The following is a 21,192-nucleotide window of genomic DNA, read 5'->3' on the forward strand; positions in this document are numbered from 1 at the left end:
CGGTGCCAGACGCTGCCCGCTCGGTGCCGCTTGCCCGCCCGGCCAGCGACAACATCGCCCCTCCCGTTCGCCAAGGACGCGGGGCTCCCACACTACCGGACCAACGCTCCACATTCATGCAGGCTTGCCGAAAGGACACGGCCCAGGTGGCCGCGCAGCCGCCCCAGCGCCGGAAGCAGGCGCCAATAGTCACCGTGGAATGGAGTCAGGCGGGGCGACAGGTCCAGGATCAACTGGCAGGCGGGTGCCCAGCGGTGGAGCCGCTGCCTGGGCAGGCGGCGGGGGGCTTGGCCGCAGGCGATCAGGTCCACGAGGCGTTTCAGGTCCGGCTCGCGCCGCTCGGTCCAGTCGCCCAGGGCGGCGCGCAGGAAGGGCCAGAGGCGCGGCCAGGGAATCAGCGGCTCCGGCACGGGCGGGGAAAGGCGTTGTTGGCGCTGTTCGCCCGGCGCGAACGGCCGGGCGGCGTGGTACCAGTCCGGGCGCTCGCCGGGCGGCGACTCGCGCTCAATGGATCGGTAGCCGACCACCCGATAGAAGGGTAACCCGCCGACTGGCTGGGTGCCCTCCCCAGGCGCATCGGCGGGTGGCGACGCAGAGGGCGCCGCGGGCGTCGAGCCGCGGGAAACCGGCACCGGACCCGCAGCAAGTCGTCCCGCGGGCGCAGGTGTGGGCTTAGCCTTGGGCACTCGCCGGTACCCGGCAAGCCCGGCCATCGCGGTGAGCGCGTCCCGCCCCTCCGAGTGCAGGCAACGCAGCAGATCCCCGCGGCTGACGGCGGGCTGGCCCATCAGCCGTCCCGCGGCGCCTTGCGTAGCGCGAACTCGGCAATCTCGCCCAGCAGCTCGAGCTGCTCGACTTCGCCCTCAGCCATCCGCCGCGGGGCGCGCAGGATATCCAGATACTCGGCCTGGCCGGGCGGGGTTTGGCCGAGCCGCCGGGCATCCTGGCGATCGGTCCAGATGCCGCACCGGCCCCCGACGCGCTCCACTCGGCACGGACCAGCCGCATCAGCAGCCAGCCGAGCAGACGCCGGGCGACGGCGCGCAGCTCCCGGCTCGCCCCACCCCGCGGGGCCTGTCGGAGGCAGGCGACGATGGCGCTGGTGAGCTCGGCGAGCGCGGGCTCTTCAGCCGATTCGCACAGCCGCAAGCCGACGGTGGTTGGATGGACCTTGAGCCGGTCGGCCAGGGCCGCGCGCAAGGCCCCGGCCGCGCTCGCCTGGAGTTCTTTGTCGATGGTCTTGGCCAGCGCCTGCTGGAAGGCGTCATCGGGCGGGACCTTCCGCCGCGCGGTATTGCGCTCGATGCGTTCAATGAGGGCCGCGAACTCGGTCTCCAGGTGGAGGTCCGGGGGCGGCGAGTACATGTCTGCCAGGATGCCGGTCAGGTAGTCGAAAACGCGGCGGATATCGCGGCACAGATCGAGTTCTTGGTTGGCATGGGTAAGATGGTCCTTCTGGGCCAGCCGGCCAATGCGCGCCTCCAGCTCCAGGCCACGCTTTTCGCAGTACTCGACTTCGTTTCTTCAACCGATGCATCGCCGGGTGTACATACCCGCTTGATGGCATCGCGCAGTTCATATCTGCGGCCCAGGTTCTTCACGTGTTGCCAGTTGCCGTGCATCGGCCGTCTCCCCTATATGTTGTGGGCCGACGTATATCATGCACGAAGCGGGCGGTTTGTGCCAACGGCGGCAGGCGCAACGATCATGCTGGACGCAAGTTACCGTCCATGGCCTGGATTCCGGCGTCCCGGCCGGAATGACGTTCACGGCGCCAATCGCTCCACCCCCCACGCCCCGGCGGCGGAGCGCCGATAGCGAAAGCGGTCGTGCAGCCGGCTGTCGCGGCCCTGCCAGAACTCGATCTCGGTCGGCTCCACCCGATAGCCGCCCCAGAAGTCCGGGAGCGGGATCGCCCCCTCGGCAAAGTGTCGCTGCATCTGTGCCACCTTCTCCTCCAGGAGCGAGCGCGAGGTGATCACCTGGCTCTGGGGCGAGGCCCAGGCGCCGATCTGGCTGCCGCGCGGGCGGGTGGCGAAATACCCTAAAGACTCCGCAGTGGAAATGCGCCGTGCGGTCCCGACGATCTGCACCTGGCGCGCCAGCGCCACCCAGGGAAACAGCAAGGCCACCCGCGGGTTGGTTCCGATCTGCTGAGACTTGCGGCTCTCGTAATTGGTAAAGAAGACGAACCCCTGGCGATCATAAAGCTTGAGCAGCACGGTGCGCAGATACGGCTGACCGTCGGGGTCGACCGTCGCCAGGCTCATTGAGTTGGGCTCCGGCAGGTCTTGGGCGATGGCCTCCTCATACCAGCGCTGAAACTGGCCCACGGGGTCCGGGTTCAGGTCCTCCTCGCCCAGGCCGTGGGCCATGGCGGCGGTGCGGAAGGCTTCCGGGTTGACATTCATCTGACGGTCCTGTGTTTGGGTTGCGGGAAGTATGCCGCGCGCGGGGGCGATGCGCGACCGGGGCGGCGCGCTTTTTCCGCCGATTATCAGGCGGCGTCACCGGGCGCCTCAAGAAAGCAATGGACAAGATTAGTAGAATTGCTTCGTCAAATGCTTAGTCTCCAGGTACTTTAGTCGGTTAAGACCGAGATATTTTGTCGGTTAATAAATCGAAGGGCTCGCGCTGCTCTCCAGCCGGGACCCTCCAGTGCAGGCGGGGGGAGACATCTGCAATTTTTCAACCACTTGAGGGGATTCACCACATGACCCGCGACGAACAGATCAAGGCCCTGGAAACCGACTGGGCAGAAAACCCGCGTTGGACTGACGTGAAGCGCGGCTACGCGGCCGCCGATGTGGTTCGCCTGCGCGGCAGCGTGCAGCCCGAATACACCCTGGCCCAGCGCGGCGCTCAACGCCTGTGGGACCTGGTGCGCGGCGGGTCCAAAAAGGGCTATGTGAACTGCATGGGCGCCATCACGGCCGGCCAGGCGATGCAGCAGGCCAAGGCCGGGATCGAGGCCATCTATCTGTCCGGCTGGCAGGTGGCGGCGGACGGCAACACCTCCGAGACCATGTACCCGGACCAGTCGCTGTATGCCTACGACTCGGTGCCGACCATGGTGCGGCGCATCAACAACACCTTTAAGCGGGCAGACGAGATCCAGTGGTCGCGCGGCATGGGCCCCGGGGACCAGGACTACATCGACTACTTCCTGCCCATCGTGGCGGACGCCGAGGCCGGTTTCGGCGGCGTGCTCAACGCCTTTGAGCTGATGAAGAACATGATCGTCGCCGGTGCCGCCGGGGTCCACTTCGAGGACCAACTCGCGGCGGTGAAGAAGTGCGGCCACATGGGCGGCAAGGTCCTGGTGCCCACCCGTGAGGCGGTCGAGAAGCTCAAGGCTGCGCGCCTGGCCGCCGACGTCATGGGCGTCCCCACCCTGATCCTGGCCCGCACCGACGCCAAGGCAGCCAACCTGCTGACCAACGATGTCGACCCCAACGACCAGCCCTTCCTCACCGGCGGCCGCTCCGACGAGGGCTTCTACATGGTGCGCAACGGCGGTGAGCAGGCGATCAGTCGCGGCCTCGCCTACGCGCCCTATGCGGACCTGGTGTGGTGTGAGACCGAAACGCCGGATCTCGGCTTTGCCCGTGAGTTCGCCCAGGCCCTGCTGGCGAAGAACCCCAACAAGCTGCTGGCCTACAACTGCTCGCCCTCCTTCAACTGGAAGAAGAACCTGGACGACGCGACCATCGCCCGCTTCCAGGAGGAGCTGGCGGACATGGGCTACAAGTACCAGTTCATCACCCTGGCCGGTATCCACAACATGTGGTACAACATGTTCGACTTGGCCTATGACTACGCCCGCGGCCAGGGCATGAAGCACTATGTGGAAAAGGTCCAGGAGCGCGAGTTCGTCGCCCGCGAGCGCGGCTACACCTTCGTCTCCCACCAGCAGGAGGTCGGTGTCGGCTACTTCGACGACGTGACCACCGTCATCCAGGGCGGCCACTCATCCGTCACCGCCCTGACCGGCTCGACCGAAGAAGAACAGTTCCATTGATCTGTCACGGCCAGGGATGGCCGTATCCGCACCGATTTCGCTGGCCCGGCCGGACTGTGCTCGGGCCTATCCGACGCTCCCCCCCGACCACCAGCATCGCGGACGCGGCCAGCCAGGTGTCCAACTGCCTGGCTGCCCAGCCGATAAGGCCGAGCGGGGGCCCAATAAATTCCTCTATTCCTGTTGCCTTTCTCCTGAGAAGGCGATAGAAGTTCGGCCCGATGGAATCCCCCGTCTATAAGACCTTCGCCTGGGGCGGCATCTATGGCGGAGTCACCCGGATGGAGGACGTGGAACAGGGTCTGGCCGGGGGGATCGCTACCGCGGTGACGGGACATTAGAGCGGCGACCCGGCGCCGGCCGGGCCAGCCTTGCTTGCTGCGGCTCGCGACCCGCGCGCCGAGCGGAGGAGTTCCGGGCTAGAATGTGCCGTTTACCGCCCTGCCCCGGCGCCCCCCTTTTTCGCACCCCCGAGCATCATGACTGACCCCGTCGATTCGCACCGTTCCAACTTCATCCGTCAGATCGTCGAGGAGGACCTGGCCGCCGGTCGCCACCAGCGGATCGCCACGCGCTTCCCGCCGGAACCCAACGGGTATCTGCACATCGGACATGCCAAGTCGATCTGTCTCAACTTCGGCCTGGCCCAGGACTACCCAGGCACCTGCAACCTGCGCTTCGACGACACCAACCCGCACAAGGAGGATCTGGAGTTTGTCGACTCCATCCAGGCCGACGTGCGCTGGCTGGGCTTCGACTGGGGAGACCGGCGCTATTTTGCCTCGGACTATTTCGAGCAGCTCTACGGCTTCGCCATCGAACTGATCCACAAGGGCTTGGCCTATGTCTGCGACCTGGGCGCCGAGGAGGTCCGGGCCTATCGCGGCACCCTCACCGAACCGGGCCGCGAGAGCCCGGGGCGCCAACGGTCGGTTGCGGAGAACCTGGACCTCTTCACGCGCATGCGTGCTGGCGAGTTCCCGGACGGCGCCCGCAGCCTGCGCGCCCGCATCGACATGGCCTCGCCCAACATCAACCTGCGCGACCCGGTGCTCTACCGTATCCGCCACGGGGTGATCCACCACCAGACCGGCACCCTCTGGTGTCTCTACCCGACCTACGACTACACCCACCCCATCTCGGACGCCTTGGAGTGCATTACACACTCCATCTGCACCTTGGAGTTCGAGGACCACCGCCCGCTCTACGATTGGTGCGTGGACAACGTCTCGGTCCCCTCCAAGCCGCGCCAGATCGAGTTCTCCCGGCTCAATCTGGAATACACGGTCATGAGCAAGCGGCTGCTGACCCAGCTCGTCACCGAGCGGCACGTTAGCGGCTGGGACGACCCGCGGATGCCGACCATCGCCGGGCTGCGCCGCCGCGGCTACAGCGCCGCCTCCATCCGCGACTTTTGCGAGCGCATCGGCGTCACCAAGGCCGACAACCGGGTGGAGATGGCGCTCCTGGAGAGCGCCATCCGCGACGACCTGGACGCCAGCGCACCCCGGCGCATGGCGGTCCTGCGCCCGCTGAAGGTCGTGATTGAGAACATCCCGGCGGGTCAGGTCGAGCAGATGGCCGCCGGCAACCACCCCAAGGATGCGACCATGGGGACGCGCCAGGTCCCCTTCGCACGCGAGATTTTCATCGATCGCAACGACTTCGCCGAGCTCCCGCCCAAGGGCTTCAAGCGCCTGATCCCCGGCGGTGAGGTGCGGCTGCGCAACGCCTATGTGATCCGTTGCGATCAGGTCACCAAGGATGCGGACGGACAAGTCACCGAACTGCGCGCCACCGCGGACTTGCAGACCCTGGGCCGCAACCCGGAGGGGCGCAAGGTCGGCGGGGTCATCCACTGGGTCAGCGCCGCCCACGCCGTTGCGTGCGAGGTGCGGCTCTACGACCGGCTGTTCAGCGTCCCGGTCCCGGGTGCGGGTGGCGGCGACTTCCTCGCCGACCTCAACCCCGACTCGCTCACCGTGTTGAGCGACAGTCTGGCGGAGCCCTCACTCGCGGCCGCGGCCCCCGGCGAGCGCTTCCAGTTTGAGCGCGAGGGCTATTTTGTCGCCGACCAGGACAGCACCGCGGCGCGGCCCGTTTTCAACCTGACGGTGGGGCTGCGCGACACTTGGGGGAAGGCGCAGCGCTAGCGTGCAGCGCCCGGCTTTCAGGTAAGCGCATACTGGTACCGACGCTTGCAGCTCCCTGAGGTGTCAGCGTTGCGCTGCGCGCTTTGACGAAGAATTTCTCGGGACGCCACGATGGATGAGGTTATCGATGTCACCATGCAGAAAGCGGACGGGGCGGCGGCCGGGTCGAAGCAGTTGAGTCAGCTCTCAGCACTGTATCGAGACCTGCTGCGCTGCCGCCGCTGCCCCGGCATGTTCGGCCCACCGGTCTATGGCACTGCCGTCATCTCGCCGGTGATGATGATCGGCCAGGCGCCCGGGACCAAGGAGATCGAACAGTGTCGACCCTTTTGCTGGACCGCCGGTAAGACCCTGTTTCGCTGGTTCCAATCGATCGGAATGGACGAGCCGACCTTCCGGGAGCGGGTGTTGATGAGCGCGGTCTGCCGCTGCTTTCCCGGCAAGAACCCTAAGGGCGGGGACCGGGTGCCGGATCGACACGAGGTGGCGCACTGCGCGCCCTGGTGGCAAGGTGAGATGGCAATCAGCCAGCCGCGGCTCATCATCCCGGTGGGCAAGCTCGCCATCGCGCAGTTCGCGGACCAACTGCCCGCGGGGGCAAGGCTCGACGGGCTGGTCGGACAGCAATGGCCCTATCGCTCGAAGGCCGGTCTGGCGGCGGACCTGATCCCCCTGCCCCACCCCTCCGGGGCCTCCACCTGGTTCAAGATGGAGCCGGGGAGGACCCTGCTACACGCGGGGCTGGGGTTGATCGCCGCCCATCCGGCGTGGCAGGGCCTGTTGCACGACCACTGAACGAAGGGTTCATGCGCAAACCTGGGTCTTAATCGATTGGGGCGCCGAGCGCCGACGCTCGCTACGCAGAGTGCCTGACAGCGGCGTGACACCGCAGAGCGGTGTCACGAGCGCGAGGGCGGTGTCACACGCCTGCCAGCTTCAGCCAGCGTCCTTGGAGTCGCGCGCATAGACATCCTCGAAGCGCACGATGTCGTCCTCGCCCAAATAGCTGCCGGACTGGACCTCGATGATCTCCAGCGGGATGGTCCCAGGATTCTCCAGCCGGTGCGTACTGCCGACCGGGATATAGGTGGACTGGTTCTCGGTGATCAGGAAGGTCTTGTCGCCACAGGTCACGCGGGCGGTGCCGGAGACCACCACCCAGTGCTCGGCGCGATGGTGATGCATCTGCAATGACAGTGACTCCCCGGGCTTCACCGACAAGCGTTTGACCTGATAGCGCCCACCCTGCCCGATCGACTCGTAGGCCCCCCAAGGGCGATGCACCCGCTGGTGGTGGCGGAACTCGTGGCGTCCCTCGTGCTCCAGGAACTGGGTCACGGCCTTCACGTCCTGGGCACGGTCTTTCTTGACCACCAGCACCGCGTCGGGCGTTTCGACCACGATCAGGTCGTCCACCCCCACCAGGGCCACCATGCGGTGACGGGCGATCAGCAGGTTGTTGTTGGCGTCATGGACAAAGGCGTCGCCGTCCAACACATTGCCGGCGGCGTCCTGCTCGCTCACCTCCCACAGGGTGGACCAAGCGCCCACGTCGGACCAGCCGACCTCCAGCGGGATGACGACGGCCGGCGGACCCTCACTCGCACCCTCGCCGGCCAAGCGCTCCATCACCGCATAGTCGATCGAGTCGCTCGGGCAAACGGCGAAGGCGGCGGGGGCGAGACTGAAAAATTGCCCGGTTTGGCGACCCTCGGTATAGGCGTGCGCCGCGGCCTGGGCGATGTCCGGGCGAAAGCGCTCGATCAGGCTTAACCAGAGTGAGGCCTTGAGGACGAAGAGGCCGCTGTTCCACAGATACTCACCGGAGGCCAGATAGCCTTCGGCGGTCGCGACCTCGGGCTTCTCCACAAATGCGTTGAGCCGGTAGGCGCTGCCCGCCAACGGCTCCATTAGATGAGGGGGATCAAAGCGATCGCCCCGGCGAATGTACCCATAGCCCACCTCGGGCTTGTCCGGGACGATACCGAAGGTCACCACCGCGCCCTGCTCGGCCAGGCTGAAACCATCGGCCACCGCGGTGCGGAAGGCCGGCTCGTGGCGGATCAGATGGTCCGCCGGCATCACCAGCAGGACCGGGTCCAGCCCGTCGCGTACCGCCGCCAGGGCCGCCACCGTCAACGCCGGGGCGGTGTTGCGCCCCTTGGGCTCCAGGATGATCGCCCCCGGGGTGCGACCCATCAGGCGGAACTGTTCGGCGACCAGAAAGCGGTGCGACTCGTTGCATACCACCAGCGGATCGACCAGGCCGATACCGCGCCGCGGGTGCTCCTGATCCAGCCCGTCGAGGCGCCGCACCGTCTCTTGGAGCATGGTGTACACGCTGGTCAACGGCAGGAATTGCTTGGGGTAGGCCTCGCGCGACAGGGGCCACAGACGGGTGCCGGAACCGCCGGAGAGGATGACTGGTTGCAGGAGCATGGTGTCGATCTACCTGGGCGCTTGCCCGCGGGAATGGGTGAGTCATTACAGCGCCCGGGGTCAGGTCGCGTCAACCCGGGGCGGTCATTGCGCCCGCGCAGCAGCAATGCGGTGCGCCTCGTGCAGGCGCGGACAACCCACCGCTTGAGGATGCGCTGGTCTGCTCCGCGCGCTGTTTCCTGTCCGCAGAGGTTCCATTTTCCCTCACCAACCCCCACTGTCTTAGGCCAATCAGTGTCGGCGATCGCACCCAGCGCAGTCGCTAGACCTTCAGGAGAGGCAACCACCCATGTCAGAAAAACCTAGAATGTCCAAAGTGATGGCCGAGGCCCGCTACGCCGCCACCTTTGAAGCGCAGTCGGAGGAGGAGGTCTACGACGCGCCCAAGGAGGCCTTGGTGCGCTCCATGCTGGTGGCCATCGGGGAGGACCCCGACCGCGAGGGTCTGCGCCGAACGCCCTTGCGGGTGGCCAAGGCGATGGATTTTCTCACCAGCGGTTATCAACTCTCGCCCGAGGAGATCATCAAGAAGGCCCTGTTTGCGGAGGACGTGAAGGAGATGGTGGTGATCCGTGACATCGAGTTCTATTCGATGTGCGAGCATCACATGCTGCCTTTTTTCGGTCATGCCCATGTCGGTTATCTGCCCAACGGTAAGGTGGTGGGCCTGTCCAAGGTCGCACGGGTGGTGGACTGTTTCGCCCGGCGGCTGCAAGTGCAGGAACGACTGACCAATCAGGTGGCGGACGCATTGATCGAGCACCTGGGCGCCCACGGGGTGGCCGTGGTCATCGAGGCGAGCCACACCTGCATGATGATGCGCGGGGTGCAGAAGCAGCGCAGCACCACCGTCTCCAGTGCCATGCGTGGGTCATTCGAGACCAACCAACTCACCCGCGCCGAGTTCATGTCCTTTATTCGCAGCTAATAAAAGAGTTAGCCGCAAATGAACGCCAATGAACGCAAGTAATCAAGATTCTTGCGTTCATTTGCGGACACACCTCTTTTCGCGCGGCCCGGGCCCGCGCAGCGTCTCGGCTAGGTTAGAATGCGCCCCCCGACCCGCCGCCCCTGGAATCCCGTGCCTTGAACCCGCTTAAGCGTCTCGCCTCCCAGACCGCCGTCTACGGGGTCAGCAGCGTCCTCGGGCGCTTTCTCAACTATCTCCTGGTGCCGCTTTTCACCTACACCTTCGCGCCGGCGCAGTACGGGGTGGTGGCCGAGTTCTATGCCTACATGGGATTTTTTGCGGTGCTCCTCACCTTCGGGCTGGAGACCGGCTATTTCCGCTTCCGCGCCAGCGGGGAGCAGGCACCACAGGTGGTCTACGCCACGGCGCTGCGCTTTATGGTATTGGCAAACCTAGTGTTTATGCTCGTCGCCTGGTTCCTGCGGCAACCCGCCGCGGACCTGCTGCGACACCCGCAACACAGTGAATATATCTGGTGGTGCGCCGCCATCCTGGCCCTGGACTCGATCGGCGCAGTGGCCTTCGCCAGGCTGCGGGCGGAGAATCAGGCACTGCGCTTCGCGGTGATCAAGGTGCTGGAGATCGCCCTCAATGTCGGGCTTAACCTGGTCTTCATCCTGGGGTTGCGGGCGGCCTTCGAGACCGACCCCGCGAGCCTCCTGGGCCGGCTGTGGGACCCAGCGGTGGGCGTCGGCTATGTGTTAATCGCCAACCTGGCGGCGAGCGGGCTCAAGATCCTGATGCTGGCGCCCCAGTTCAAGGGGGGGCTGCGGGGATTCGATGGGGCGCTGGCCCGCCGCCTGCTGCGCTATTCACTGCCGATGGTGGTCATCGGCCTGGCCGGGATCGTCAATGAGATGCTGGACCGGGCGGCGCTCAAATATCTGCTGCCGTTCGACGATGCGACCAACATGGCGCAACTTGGCATTTACAGCGCCTGTTACAAGCTCTCGATCCTGATGACGCTATTCATCCAGGCCTTCCGCTATGCTGGCGAGCCCTTCTTTTTCGCCCACGCCAAGCGGGCCGATGCCGGGCGCACCTATGCCGCCGTACTCAATTGGTTTGTCATCTGCTGTGTCTTCCTCTTTCTGCTGGTCACGCTGTTCCTGGATGTGTTCCAGTATTTCGTGGGGGCGGCCTACCGGGAGGGGTTGAGCGTGGTCCCGGTGCTGCTGTTTGCCAACCTGCTGCTCGGCATCTATGTCAACCTGTCGATCTGGTACAAGCTCACCGATCGGACGCTGATGGGGGCCTGGGTCTCACTGATCGGCGCGGCCATCACGGTCGGCGTGCTGCTGACACTGATCCCACGCTATGGCTATGCCGGGGCGGCCTGGGCGCATCTGGCCTGTTACAGCGCGATGGTGCTGATCTCCTATGTGCTCGGGCGACGCTACTACCCGGTCCCCTATGACCTCAAGCGGGTCTTCGGTTATCTGGCCCTGGGTCTGGGTCTCTATGGGCTGAGTCGGGCGATGGTCGGTGGGCTGGCGTGGCACCCACTGCCGGTGGGGGCATCGCTGCTCGCACTTTTCCTGGCGCTGGTGTTCCTGATCGACGGGCGGGCATTGATCCGTCGCCGACCGATTTGAGCCCTGATGGGAGCCACTGCCCGGTCGTGTTGAACTTTTTCCCGCTCTGGTTTCCGCTCTGGGCGAGGATGGTGCCGGTCACCGCGCCCGGCGGATCGGCTTGGCCCGGCGGCAGGGCCGAGGCGGTCACGGTATAGCTGAAGGTCGCGCCATCGTCGGCCGCCAGCGCAACCGGCAGGTCGTCCAGGAATTCCGCATAGGCGACGACATTGTCCTCACCCTCGTAGTTGCTCCCATAGGCCATCAGCTTCACTGAATAGGCCAGGTCCGATTCCACATCGTCGACCCACAGGCTCGCCCGCCGGGCATACTCGGCGGACGCATAGGCCTGATAGTGGGCCGGCGCGCGATCGCTTTGCATCAGTCCGAAACAGGGGGCGGGACCGAACTCGTAAATGGCTGGCGGCTCTCCAACGACCGGGGCCAGACCCTCGAGCGAGACGGCGGCCTGTCCGCAGACCATCAGCGTATCGGCATCATGGGCTTGGTCTTTACGATCGGCCGGCGTATCCGCCGCCCCCTTCCAGAACATACTGCTCATGGCGAGCGGACTGACCTTGGCCCCTGGCGGACCGACATAGCCCGCGCGCGGATAGAACCGCAGCGTCGTCTGCATCCGTGTGCTCAACCCCGGCATCATCACCGCCTGCATACAGGCAGTGAAGGGCGCACTTTCGATGACCCCGTGCAGCGCGAAGCGATGTTCAGGCAGCGGCCGCACAGCGAGTTTGGTGAGCCGCGGCTTGGCCTCGACCTCGCCGACGTTATAGGCCCCCAACCGCAGGCTGGTGCCCAAACCGGTGTCGAGCCCGGCCAGACAGACATAGCCGCTGCCCCCGATATAGGCGAATTGCGGCCAGGTCCGTGCGCGACCCAGCCGTGCGCCAAGCGCCAGGGCCGTGACGCTCCGCGCGGCCGCCGGGATGCGCCTCGGCAATGGCGGCTCGATCGCCGGTGAGCGATAGTTGAAGTCGGACCATTCATAGGCCCCGGAACGATAGGGACCGGCCACAGCGGTGGCGAACCGCAGATCGATCGGTTCCTTATGCACATTGCCGCGCGGCAGCGCAATGGCCCAGAGGTAGCGGTCGCTGTAGAGCGGGTGGCGGGGCCAGATGCGATTGTATTCATCGAAGACCAGACCCGGGGCGTCCTTGGCGCCGGTCGGCGGCGGATCGAACAGCGGCAGCGGCGTCGGCACGACCTCCACATAGGGCTGGTGCGACTGCTCGAAGGCGGTCTGACAGACCCCTTCAAAGTCGCTCTCGATTTCCGGAAAACCGCTACGCACCAGAGTCGGCTGGGGGTCCAGCAAGAACACAGGCAGAAAGGCAATAACGAGGCGATGAATGAACACGGGATCGCTCCATGGTGGTAAAGGACTCGACCCTGGAGTAGCGAACCGACAGGCACGGTCGCGACCCCATCACCATGGTTATGCCTGGGGGGTGGGCGGTGAAAGGCCAAATGAAACTGAAGCCGTGTCCGCGGGGGACGCCCATCATCCGGGGTGGCTAGTCGTGCTCCCATGGCCGTTGCCCCGGTGCGCCACGACCAAGCTTTTTTGCCCAGCATCGCGATTGGCCTTTTGGCTTTCGCCGCCCCCCCTCGGCAATAGAGAGTGAAGGCCGCCGCTATCGGGATGCGGCCGCTGCAACCCCCGCCGCAGCCGATCGCCGCGAGGTGCGGCTGTCTGATCAAGGATGAACGTTGAGCGACACGCCGTACGCACCGGCCGCGTCAGTCGACGCACGGACTTTCGCCGGGTATTGCCGATTGCCGCAACGACAATGCCTAACTCGCCAATCACTTTGCGGCACTCAATGCTGGAGAAAAACTATGTTTGTGAATCGTAAGCTAAGCCTCGGCCTGGGATTGTTGAGCGTGATCCTGGCGACCGAGACCGCCAGCGCCGCGCCAGCCGCGGTCAGCGTCGCCGGCAAGACCTCGGTGACCTTTGTGGTCAACGGTCTGGCTAACGCCATTGGTTTTGGTGGGCATTTTTCCACGGGCAGTAATGAGAATGGTTATGGCGGCACCTATGCTGAATGCCATTTCGTCGCCGGGACGGTGGCCGCCCCCTCAGGGAACCTGACGCTCGTGTGCTACGACGGCTATGAGTCCCCGACCGCGCACACCAATATGTTCCGCCTTGAACTGGGGCCAAAAGTGGAAAACGGTAAGCCGGCCATTTCGCATGCAACCTTCACGGTCAGCAACCGGGGCGTGCAGGTGGATGTGACCCGCATCGCCACCAACGTCTATACTGCCGAAACAAAGCCGTATACGATCACGTCGTTTTTTCCGCTGCGCGAGTCCACGGGGTTTTTCGCCACCGGAACGATCTACTACGACAATGACGGCAACGGCGTCTTGAACAATGACTCAAGCCGTCAAGGCACGGGATATTCAGTCGCCATTCCGATCGTCCGCTGAAATTGGGGCACAGGGTGGGCGGGCGCGCCCACCCTGGTCCCGGCAGGAGGCCTGGACCAAGCGCCAGGGAAGACCTTGGTCATCGTTCCGACCAACGGTGACCGGTCGCGAACCGACGACCTTGCCGCTCACAAGCCGGCCGCAGGGATGATCAAGGCCGCACGCTGCACCTTTCGATGATCGTTTTGTTAAGCCGTTCGTGGTGAGCTTGTCGAACCACGGACGGCTTAACTTGAGTCGGTTAAGGATTTCCCGTTTACCCTTCGACAGGCTCAGAGCAAACCGAAAATCTTTAACCTAATGGCAGTGCCGCTGGAGTGTGGGAACGAGAAAGCGGGGCCAGCGCAATGCTGGCCCTGCTCTCCGTCAATTCCAGCAGTTAGCTGGTCGATCGTTGATCTTTACCCAATAACGCGTGTCGGGATTCAAGTTGCCATAGGCATAGAAATACCACCCACCCGGGCTCGCACTGGAGGCTGGCCAGGGACTCGCCGAATTCCAGTTGGTGGCATTTCCGCAAAACCTGTTCAGTCCCATGCCAGACCGTTGCTTGCCATCATGATGCTCGGCCATCTTCCAGCCGGCGCCGAACTGGCTCGCGCAGAGTGCATCAGCCGCAGCGATGGAGTGGAGACTGGCACCTGCCACCGGCATGGTGGCGGCGACATGACCTTGCGCCCAGCCGTTATAATATTCGCAGGGCATGACACCCCCACAGATCGCGGGGACGGCATAGTTCGGACGCGGTGACCCATCGACCTTCAAGCACAGGACCGGTAGCGCGACCGAACAGGCGGTATCACCCTTATAGGCGTCGCAGTTCCCGCATCCGACCCGATCGATGCCCAGGGTATTGTCGTGCGAGGTGCCCCAGCTCACCCCATTTCGAGCGAACGCCGATCCAGTCACCGATGCCGCAATGACGAATGGGAAGAAATGGTGCCGACTAGGTCGGTGCCCGACAGCGGCTGCCTTCATCGACTATTGCCCGGGGGGCGGGGTGGCAAAAGCCAATAGGCAGTGCGATCTAGCGGTCGGTGTTACTACGCCGCAAGGTGCAAAGGTGTGGGTGCCCCCATGTCAAGTTCCAAAAGGGCGTACTGATCGACCTCGGGACGCAACCGCACCGTCCCTTCCTGCGCATCCAGGACCTCCACCACGCGCGCCAAACTCCGGAACGCCGCCGCGTTGTCCAAGGCCGCGCTGAGTTGCACCGCCCGCCCGAGCAGGAGTGTGGCCAGGGTGAGATCGCCCCGGCATTGGGCCGCCAGACCATCGTGGGTCGACTCGGCCAGCTCCTGCTGGGCGTTGCAATAGGCCACCCGGGGATCGACCTGCGCGGCCAGGGCCAGGTCGGCGGTCCAGTCCGCAACGACCCGCCCCCCGTCGATCGCGGTCTCGGCACCCTGGTGTATACACAGGACTTGCAACCAGAAGGCCAGCGCATCCTCGCCTGCCTCATGAGGGGACAGTTGAGCCACCACGAAATAGTCGCGCGACTCGCTCCCCCAGGTGCCCAAGGGGACATCAATGGCGCCGCTGTCTTGAACCCCCAGCCCGATCAGCTCGACGCGCTCCGGGGACTGCTGTTGCACCGAGGTGATGCGGCAACCCCGCGGGGGCTCAAGACGCAGCCTGACCTGGCCCAAGCCGCCGAGCGGGACCAGTGCGTCGGGGCATGCCGCGGTGAGGGTCAGGACCACCTCGAGCCGGGTCGCCCCCGGCAGGAGGTGCGGGTTGTAGGATGCCTCAATCGAGAACGGTCGCGCGTCGGCCCCGGCGTATTGCATCATCACGGCAGATCCCCATCGGCTCAACGGTAATCACCGCCGCAATGACGATTAAGGCCCTCGGCGGCTCCATACCCCGCGAAACCGTAGCACGAACCATGATCATGATGGTGGTGATGGTGGTGGTGATGATGGTGGTATGCGTAGCGATAAGGGTGGGCCGCGGCGACCTCTGCTTCATATTGCTGCCGTATGGCCTCTTGCTGCGCCGCTTTGATCGCCGGCTCGCCCCATTCAGGCACCCGACTGAAGAAAGCCTGGATTTGCTCTGGTGGAGGCTCGGCGAAGGTCGCGCAGCTAACCAGTAGGCCAACCAGGGCGCCGCAGCACCGGCACTTGACATTGACGTTCATCTGCTCAACTCCCATTTGACACTCACTTGAATCTGGCAACTGCCTCGCCTCCTCAGTGACGACGGCGGGCGCGAAATCAGTCCGATACCGGCGACGGCTGCCTTCACCCCCTCTTGCCCGGGGGGGCGCGTGACAAAAGCAAAAAAGGGGGAGCGAGCGCAGTGCGGCGATCCCTGACCGGGACTTGCGGATGCCTGGCGGACGGGAAAACGACTGGTGGGCACGTCGGTATGCCCGATGTGGAGGTTGATGCTGGCCATCCCTGGCGCTGGGTTCCGGCGTCCGGCCGGAACGACGGACCTAAGCGATGAGGTCGAACGACGCAGGAGACGGCGGCGCGCCGGCTCCCTGCGGTGGGCAAAGCTCCGGCGGCTTACGGGATCGCGGTGACCCGGACCGGACTGGCCCGACCGATGGTCGTGCGGTCGCCCAACTGACCGCGCCGGTTGCGTCCCCAGGCCCAGAGGTCGCCGTCGATCTTGCGGACCACCGTGTGGTACATCCCGGCCGCCATCGCTGTGACCCCGCCCAGGACCCGGGTCGGAATCGCGCGATCGGTGTTGGTGCCGTCACCAAGTTGGCCGTATTCGTTGTCCCCCCAGGCCCAGAGGGTGCCGTCGGTTTTTAGGGCCAGGGTGTGGTAATAGCCACTGGACACGGCCTTGACTCGGCCCCGGATGTCAACCTGGACCGGACGCAACCGATCCGTGGTCGTACCGTCGCCGAGTTGGCCATAGACGTTATGCCCCCAGGCCCAGAGGGTGCCGTCGTCCTTCAGGGCCAGGCTGTGTCCCCAACCAGCCGCCATAGCCACAACGCCGCTCATAACGAGCGTCGGAGTTGACCGGTCGATGGTCGAGCCATCGCCGAGCTGGCCATACTTGTTCCAGCCCCAGGCCCAGAGGGTGCCGTCGCTCTTCAGCGCCAGGCTGTGGCTCGCACCCGACGCCACCGCCGTCACCCCGCTCAGGACTTCGCCCGGGCTCAAACGGTCCCTGGTGGTGCCGTCGCCCAACTGGCCGTCCCAGTTATTCCCCCAGGCCAACAGACGGCCGTCCGGCGTGACGGCCAGGCTATGGTAGGTCCCGGCCGCCACGGCGACGGCGTCCACGGCTTCGCCGGCTTCGAAGACACGCACCGGGCTCGCGCGTTTCACGGTCGAGCCATCGCCGACTTGGCCGTAGCGGTTCCAACCCCAAGCCCAGAGGCCGCCGTCGGTCTGGATCACGAGACCATGCCGCCAGCCAACCGCCACCGCCGCCGCCCGGTTGCGGAAGGGAAGGAGCCGCCTTGCGACCCCTTTGTTGGTACCCCCAGCAGGCTGATCCTCCGGGTCGTCGCCCCAGCCCCAGAGTACACCGTCGGTGTCGATGACCAGGCTGTGGGACTCATCGGCGGCCATCCGCTGCATATCGTAAGGACTCGCCGGCGGGAGGAAGCGCTGGATGGGCCTGAGACAACCCGTGGTCCGGCCGTTGCCAAGCTGCCCCCGTTCGTTGGCCCCCCAAGCCCAGAGCCCACCCTGAGTGTCGATGATCAGGGTGTGATAGGTCCCCGCCGCCATAGCCGCAACCCCGGCGCGGACCTGGATCGGACTCGATTGATCCATGGTGGTCCCATCACCGAGCTCGCCATGTTGGTTCCCCCCCCAAGCCCACAGGCTAGCGTCGGTCTTGATGGCCAGACTATGGAACGAACCGGTTGCCATGGCCGCCACGCCGATGGTGACCGGCACCGGGCTGATGCGCTCGGAGGTTGTGCCGTCGCCGAGCTGGCCAAAGCTGTTCGCCCCCCAGGCCCAGAGGCTGCCATCGGTCTTCAGCGCCAGGGTGTGCCAAGCGCCGGCGGCGACGGCCGCCAGCCCCCGGGGCTGGACCTGGACTGGACTCGGCTGATCCGTGTGAGTACCGTCACCGAGTTGGCCGGCGTCGTTGGTTCCCCAGGCCCACAGACTGCCGTCGGTCTTGATGGCGAGGCTATGCCAACCGCCGGCAGCCACGGACGCCACCTCGGAGAGCACCCGGACCGGTGCCGGTCGATACGTCGTGCTGCCGTCCCCGAGCTGTCCGCGTTCGTTGGCACCCCAGGCCCAGACGCTGCCGTCGGTCTTCACCGCCAGGGTGTGATGCGCCCCGGCCGCCACCGACGCCACCCCGGTCATGACCTGGACGGGTGTCAGGCGGTCCACGGTCGTGTTGTCGCCGACTTCGCCACGGTAGTTCACCCCCCAGGCCCACAGGCTGCCGTCGGTCTTCAGCGCCAGGGTGTGAAACTGACCGGCGGCCACGGCGGCGACCCCGGTCAGGACCCGCACGGGAATCAGGCGGTCGGTACGGGTACCGTCGCCGAGCTGGCCCTGCGCGTTGGCCCCCCAGGCCCACAGGCCGCCGTCGGGCCCGACGGTAAAGCTGTGTCCATCCCCGCCGGCAAGACGCTGCATACCGTCCGCGCCGCCCGCTTGCGCCAGCGGGTGACCGAGCAACAGGCTCAGAACCAGCACGAGCGCGCCGGCGAGGATCGGGGTTCCGGGGTTGCGTGGTGGGGAACGATGCCCCGTGGGTCCGACAGTCATGGTGCTTTCCTGATCTCTGGATGCGCTCAGTGGGGGTCCCCGCACAACACGAATTCTTCGGCCACGGCCTCCAGGAACGGCTTGAGGAGCGCTGCGGGCGCGCCTTCCGGCAGGGGCTTCGACGTGAGCACGGCAAGAAAGCGCCCATTGGCCGGGCGGCCGGCCGACGAACTGATCCGATCCGGGAGTGTCACCGGTAGCCTCTGACCCGTCAGCACTGGCCAGGGCTTCCCGTCCGGCCGTAGGTCATCCAATGCCTGGCCCGCTGCATCCAAGTAATAGACATAGAGCCAACCGGGCGCAGACGGCTTGACCTCTAGCGAGAACTGGTCGTCCTCGGAGAGAAAGGTACCGCTCGGACAGTGCCGCGGGGTGCGCTCGCCGTTCAGGTGCTGCACACTGCAGTCGATCCGCAAGGCCACCGGCTGCGGCGCCCAGCAGCGCTCGATGATGGCGGGGTCCGTCGACAGGGCGCCACATGGCGACCACCACAGGTAGTACAGGATCGCGACCGTCACAATGATGACCGTTAGCCACTGCCAGCGCCAACCCAGCACCGCGGCCATCGCCCGCCGCCGCCCATTGAGCAAGCGGCGCCACCACGGTGGGGGTGGTATGCGTCCACGTGGCCAGTCCGGTCGCATGTCGGCCAGGGCCGCCACTCCCACACACTGCACGCCCGCGGCGATCAAGCCCCGCAGTCGCTGCCGCTCATCGGTGGTCAGTGCGTCCAGATTGTCCCGTGCCAGGACCAGGAGGGGTTTGGCGAGGGGCTGCCGCGTCAGTGCATACTCGAGCGCCGCGAGCTTCTCGTCAATCCGCCCGACCGCCCCGATTGAGCCGTCGCGCTTGACCACGCCGCTGGCGATCACCGTCCAACCGGCGAGCCGGGGGAGGCAGCCGCGGGCGAGCTTGTCCGCCAGCGCCAGGGCCAGGGTGTAGCTCGCGCCGCAGACCTGTGCCCCGTCGGCCACCACCAACTCCACCATCAGCTGCCCAGTGGTTGCGGCCGATCGGCAGCCGCCGCACAGGCGTTCGGTGCGGATGATGCCCTCGATCTCGTCGTCCTTGCGCAGTTCATGGGCACAGGGGCCGGCCTGGGTCATCCGCGTGTAAGACCCGGGCTGGTCCCAATCAATGACGCGCACGGCGGCCAGGCCGTGATCCAGATCGCCGGCCAGGGGGAAATAGACCAATGCGTGGCGCGGGCCCGGTTGTCTGGTCACTGCGGCACCAGCTCCAGACTGACCCGATGGACCCGCTCCCAGAGGGGTTCTTCGCGTTGCCAAAAGCCCACCAACTCGCCCGCCGCATCCGGGTATCCGGCCAGCCAGACCAACCCCTCGCTGTCGACGAGTTGGAAGCCGCCGGGGGTGGCGGCGATCAGCGGCGACGCAATCTGCACGGCGATGCGCCAGGCCCGCCCCTGAAGATCGGCCGGAATCAAGGCGACGCTGTAATGCTCGCCGACCAACCGCACGGGCGCCACCGACGGGGTCTCATCCGCCGCCGCCAGCAACTGGAGCGGCTGGGGGCCGAGTGCCTGCGCCTGCCAGGCAGCCAACGAGCGCGCCCGCGCGAGGTGGCGCAGCCACCCCAGGCGATCGCGGGTAACCGCCGAGCGCGCCAGCAGCCGACGCTCCGGAAGCGTCAGGGGCTCGCGGCCGTCGATCAGCGCCTGTAGGCGTTCATCCGCAAGCCGTTGCGTATCCTGCGGGTCCGTCGCCGCGATGGCGTCCAGGACGTCTTTGGTCAGTCGCGCGAGGCCATTTTTCATAGTGAATTACCTCAGGATTCCAGATCGCGGCGCACCCAAGGGGCGATCTTGCGGACCCCGGCGGCGACACGGTTACGATGGGTCTGACGGGTATGACCGTAGGTGTCCTGAAAGACGCGGTCGGACATGGGCGCTACCTCGCTCCAGTATTCCAGGATCAGCGCGGCCCGCTCGGGCGCGGTCAGTCCCGCGGGACTCGTCGGGTCATTGACGTAATAGGCGATGGTCTCGGGCAGATCGCTCGGCAGGTGCGCGGCCAGCGCCGGATCGTCCTCCATGTCACCTATATCCAGGTGGGGTAAGAAGGCATAAAGATAAGCCAGCACGCCATCGACCGTGGCGATGTCATCCAGCGGGGGGCCGCCCCCGGTGCGCTGCGACTCCGCCAAGACGGCGGCCGCAAGCCAGGCGGGGTCCTCCAGTCGCCGCAGGGTCCAGACGCGCTCCGGCCCCGCGAGCCCCCCGACCTGGACCTCCAGGTCGCGGCGAACGCGGGCGAGCAGGCGTTGGATGCGTACCCAGTTGCGCAGCCGATGCTGCCCGGTGGGGCCATCGACCGCGAATCGGGCCTCGTAGAAATAGTGCGAAAGGGTCTGCCAGAGGATCGCCCGGGCCCGCGCGTCCTCGCCCAGGCCCCAAGCGGCGCAGATCGCCTCCAGGCTGCGCGCGAGTTGCGCGGCCATCCGCTGCGGGCTGTGGAAGAGACGCAGGCACTGCGACCAGCACGCATCCCCCTCCGGGCCCGCGGCGCGGATGCGCCCCTCCAGGTCCCGCCCCACCTGAAGATTGATCCAGGCCGTGACCGGTTCGATCAGTTGTGCCGGACCGCAGCCCGCGCAGCCGTCACAGATGCAATCCAGCAAGGCCTGCGCGTGGGTCACCGCGCAGACCCGGTGGAGTCGGCGCTTGTAGTCCCGCCACTGCCCGTGCAAAAAGTCGTAAACACTCCCCGACATGATCGCGTCTCCAGTCCCTCAACGCCTGTGCAGAGCGAGTGCCGAGGCTGCGCTGTCGTGGTTCGACAGGCCGCGGCACGACTCCTTAAGATGCTTATTTTTTTGGGTAGCGAAGTCGCGCGTCAAAGAC

The 21,192-nt window shown here is 65.9% G+C and carries 18 protein-coding genes and 1 pseudogene; 7 read left to right on the forward strand and 12 right to left on the reverse strand.

Annotated features, from left to right (window positions below; translation table 11 throughout):
• Positions 1-92: 92 nt before the first annotated feature.
• Positions 93-788, reverse strand: a complete 696-nt coding sequence (locus QZX93_RS04280) for a hypothetical protein (protein WP_295389570.1) — start codon at positions 786-788, stop codon at positions 93-95.
• Positions 788-988 (reverse strand): hypothetical protein, encoded by a 201-nt coding sequence (locus QZX93_RS04285; RefSeq protein WP_295389568.1) that lies wholly within the window; start codon positions 986-988, stop codon positions 788-790. The genes QZX93_RS04280 and QZX93_RS04285 overlap by 1 nt, the downstream gene beginning before the upstream one ends.
• A gap of 176 nt (positions 989-1,164) precedes the next feature.
• Between QZX93_RS04285 and QZX93_RS04290 the strand changes: the two genes are divergently transcribed.
• Positions 1,165-1,818, forward strand: a complete 654-nt coding sequence (locus tag QZX93_RS04290; protein WP_295389566.1) for a hypothetical protein — start codon at positions 1,165-1,167, stop codon at positions 1,816-1,818.
• On the opposite strand, the gene pdxH is transcribed toward QZX93_RS04290, so the two are convergent.
• Entirely contained in the window at positions 1,767-2,411 is a 645-nt protein-coding gene (gene pdxH, locus QZX93_RS04295) for a pyridoxamine 5'-phosphate oxidase (RefSeq protein WP_295389564.1), read from the reverse strand. The two genes, QZX93_RS04290 and pdxH, sit on opposite strands and share 52 nt — an antisense overlap.
• A 302-nt stretch (positions 2,412-2,713) precedes the next feature.
• Between pdxH and aceA the strand changes: the two genes are divergently transcribed.
• The 3 genes from aceA to QZX93_RS04310 all read left to right on the forward strand — a co-directional run bounded on the left by aceA (position 2,714) and on the right by QZX93_RS04310 (position 6,969).
• Complete coding sequence (gene aceA / locus QZX93_RS04300) at positions 2,714-4,021, forward strand: isocitrate lyase (protein WP_295389562.1); 1,308 nt, start codon at positions 2,714-2,716, stop codon at positions 4,019-4,021.
• A 479-nt stretch (positions 4,022-4,500) separates the two neighbouring features.
• Positions 4,501-6,174 (forward strand): glutamine--tRNA ligase/YqeY domain fusion protein, encoded by a 1,674-nt coding sequence (locus QZX93_RS04305; protein WP_295389560.1) that lies wholly within the window; start codon positions 4,501-4,503, stop codon positions 6,172-6,174.
• A gap of 135 nt (positions 6,175-6,309) precedes the next feature.
• Positions 6,310-6,969, forward strand: coding sequence for a uracil-DNA glycosylase family protein (locus QZX93_RS04310; RefSeq protein ID WP_295389578.1), 660 nt, complete (start codon positions 6,310-6,312; stop codon positions 6,967-6,969).
• Between the two features lie 141 nt (positions 6,970-7,110).
• On the opposite strand, the gene QZX93_RS04315 is transcribed toward QZX93_RS04310, so the two are convergent.
• A complete protein-coding gene (locus tag QZX93_RS04315) occupies positions 7,111-8,613 on the reverse strand; it encodes a mannose-1-phosphate guanylyltransferase/mannose-6-phosphate isomerase (protein WP_295389558.1) in 1,503 nt (500 codons plus the stop codon).
• 289 nt (positions 8,614-8,902) lie between these two features.
• Here QZX93_RS04315 and folE point away from each other — a divergent pair, with 289 nt between their 5' ends.
• Complete coding sequence (gene folE, locus QZX93_RS04320; RefSeq protein WP_295389556.1) at positions 8,903-9,541, forward strand: GTP cyclohydrolase I FolE; 639 nt, start codon at positions 8,903-8,905, stop codon at positions 9,539-9,541.
• Between the two features lie 158 nt (positions 9,542-9,699).
• Complete coding sequence (locus tag QZX93_RS04325) at positions 9,700-11,178, forward strand: polysaccharide biosynthesis C-terminal domain-containing protein (RefSeq protein WP_295389554.1); 1,479 nt, start codon at positions 9,700-9,702, stop codon at positions 11,176-11,178.
• Between the two features lie 58 nt (positions 11,179-11,236).
• Here the strand turns inward: QZX93_RS04325 and QZX93_RS04330 are convergent.
• Positions 11,237-12,535, reverse strand: a pseudogene (locus QZX93_RS04330) (glucan biosynthesis protein); the annotation flags it as partial.
• A gap of 482 nt (positions 12,536-13,017) precedes the next feature.
• Here QZX93_RS04330 and QZX93_RS04335 point away from each other — a divergent pair.
• The gene (locus QZX93_RS04335; RefSeq protein ID WP_295389552.1) at positions 13,018-13,614 is read left to right on the forward strand and encodes a hypothetical protein; all 597 of its coding nucleotides are present in this window, start codon (positions 13,018-13,020) and stop codon (positions 13,612-13,614) included.
• A gap of 366 nt (positions 13,615-13,980) precedes the next feature.
• Here QZX93_RS04335 and QZX93_RS04340 read toward each other — a convergent pair whose 3' ends face one another.
• From QZX93_RS04340 to QZX93_RS04370, 7 genes are all read right to left on the reverse strand, one after another.
• Positions 13,981-14,493 (reverse strand): hypothetical protein, encoded by a 513-nt coding sequence (locus QZX93_RS04340; protein WP_295389551.1) that lies wholly within the window; start codon positions 14,491-14,493, stop codon positions 13,981-13,983.
• Positions 14,494-14,657: 164 nt separating this feature from the next.
• Positions 14,658-15,407 (reverse strand): hypothetical protein, encoded by a 750-nt coding sequence (locus tag QZX93_RS04345; RefSeq protein ID WP_295389575.1) that lies wholly within the window; start codon positions 15,405-15,407, stop codon positions 14,658-14,660.
• Between the two features lie 20 nt (positions 15,408-15,427).
• Complete coding sequence (locus QZX93_RS04350; RefSeq protein WP_295389549.1) at positions 15,428-15,757, reverse strand: hypothetical protein; 330 nt, start codon at positions 15,755-15,757, stop codon at positions 15,428-15,430.
• A gap of 373 nt (positions 15,758-16,130) precedes the next feature.
• On the reverse strand, positions 16,131-18,329 hold the full coding sequence (locus QZX93_RS04355; protein ID WP_295389548.1) for a chromosome condensation regulator RCC1: 2,199 nt from the start codon (positions 18,327-18,329) through the stop codon (positions 16,131-16,133).
• A 26-nt stretch (positions 18,330-18,355) separates the two neighbouring features.
• A complete protein-coding gene (locus QZX93_RS04360) occupies positions 18,356-19,555 on the reverse strand; it encodes a hypothetical protein (RefSeq protein ID WP_295389546.1) in 1,200 nt (399 codons plus the stop codon).
• Positions 19,552-20,106 (reverse strand): hypothetical protein, encoded by a 555-nt coding sequence (locus QZX93_RS04365; RefSeq protein WP_295389544.1) that lies wholly within the window; start codon positions 20,104-20,106, stop codon positions 19,552-19,554. Before QZX93_RS04365 ends, QZX93_RS04360 begins: the two co-directional genes overlap by 4 nt.
• A gap of 11 nt (positions 20,107-20,117) precedes the next feature.
• Positions 20,118-21,062 (reverse strand): hypothetical protein, encoded by a 945-nt coding sequence (locus QZX93_RS04370; protein WP_295389542.1) that lies wholly within the window; start codon positions 21,060-21,062, stop codon positions 20,118-20,120.
• Between the last annotated feature and the right edge of the window lie 130 nt (positions 21,063-21,192).

The organism is uncultured Thiodictyon sp. (assembly GCF_903946935.1).
Lineage (GTDB): Bacteria > Pseudomonadota > Gammaproteobacteria > Chromatiales > Chromatiaceae > Thiodictyon.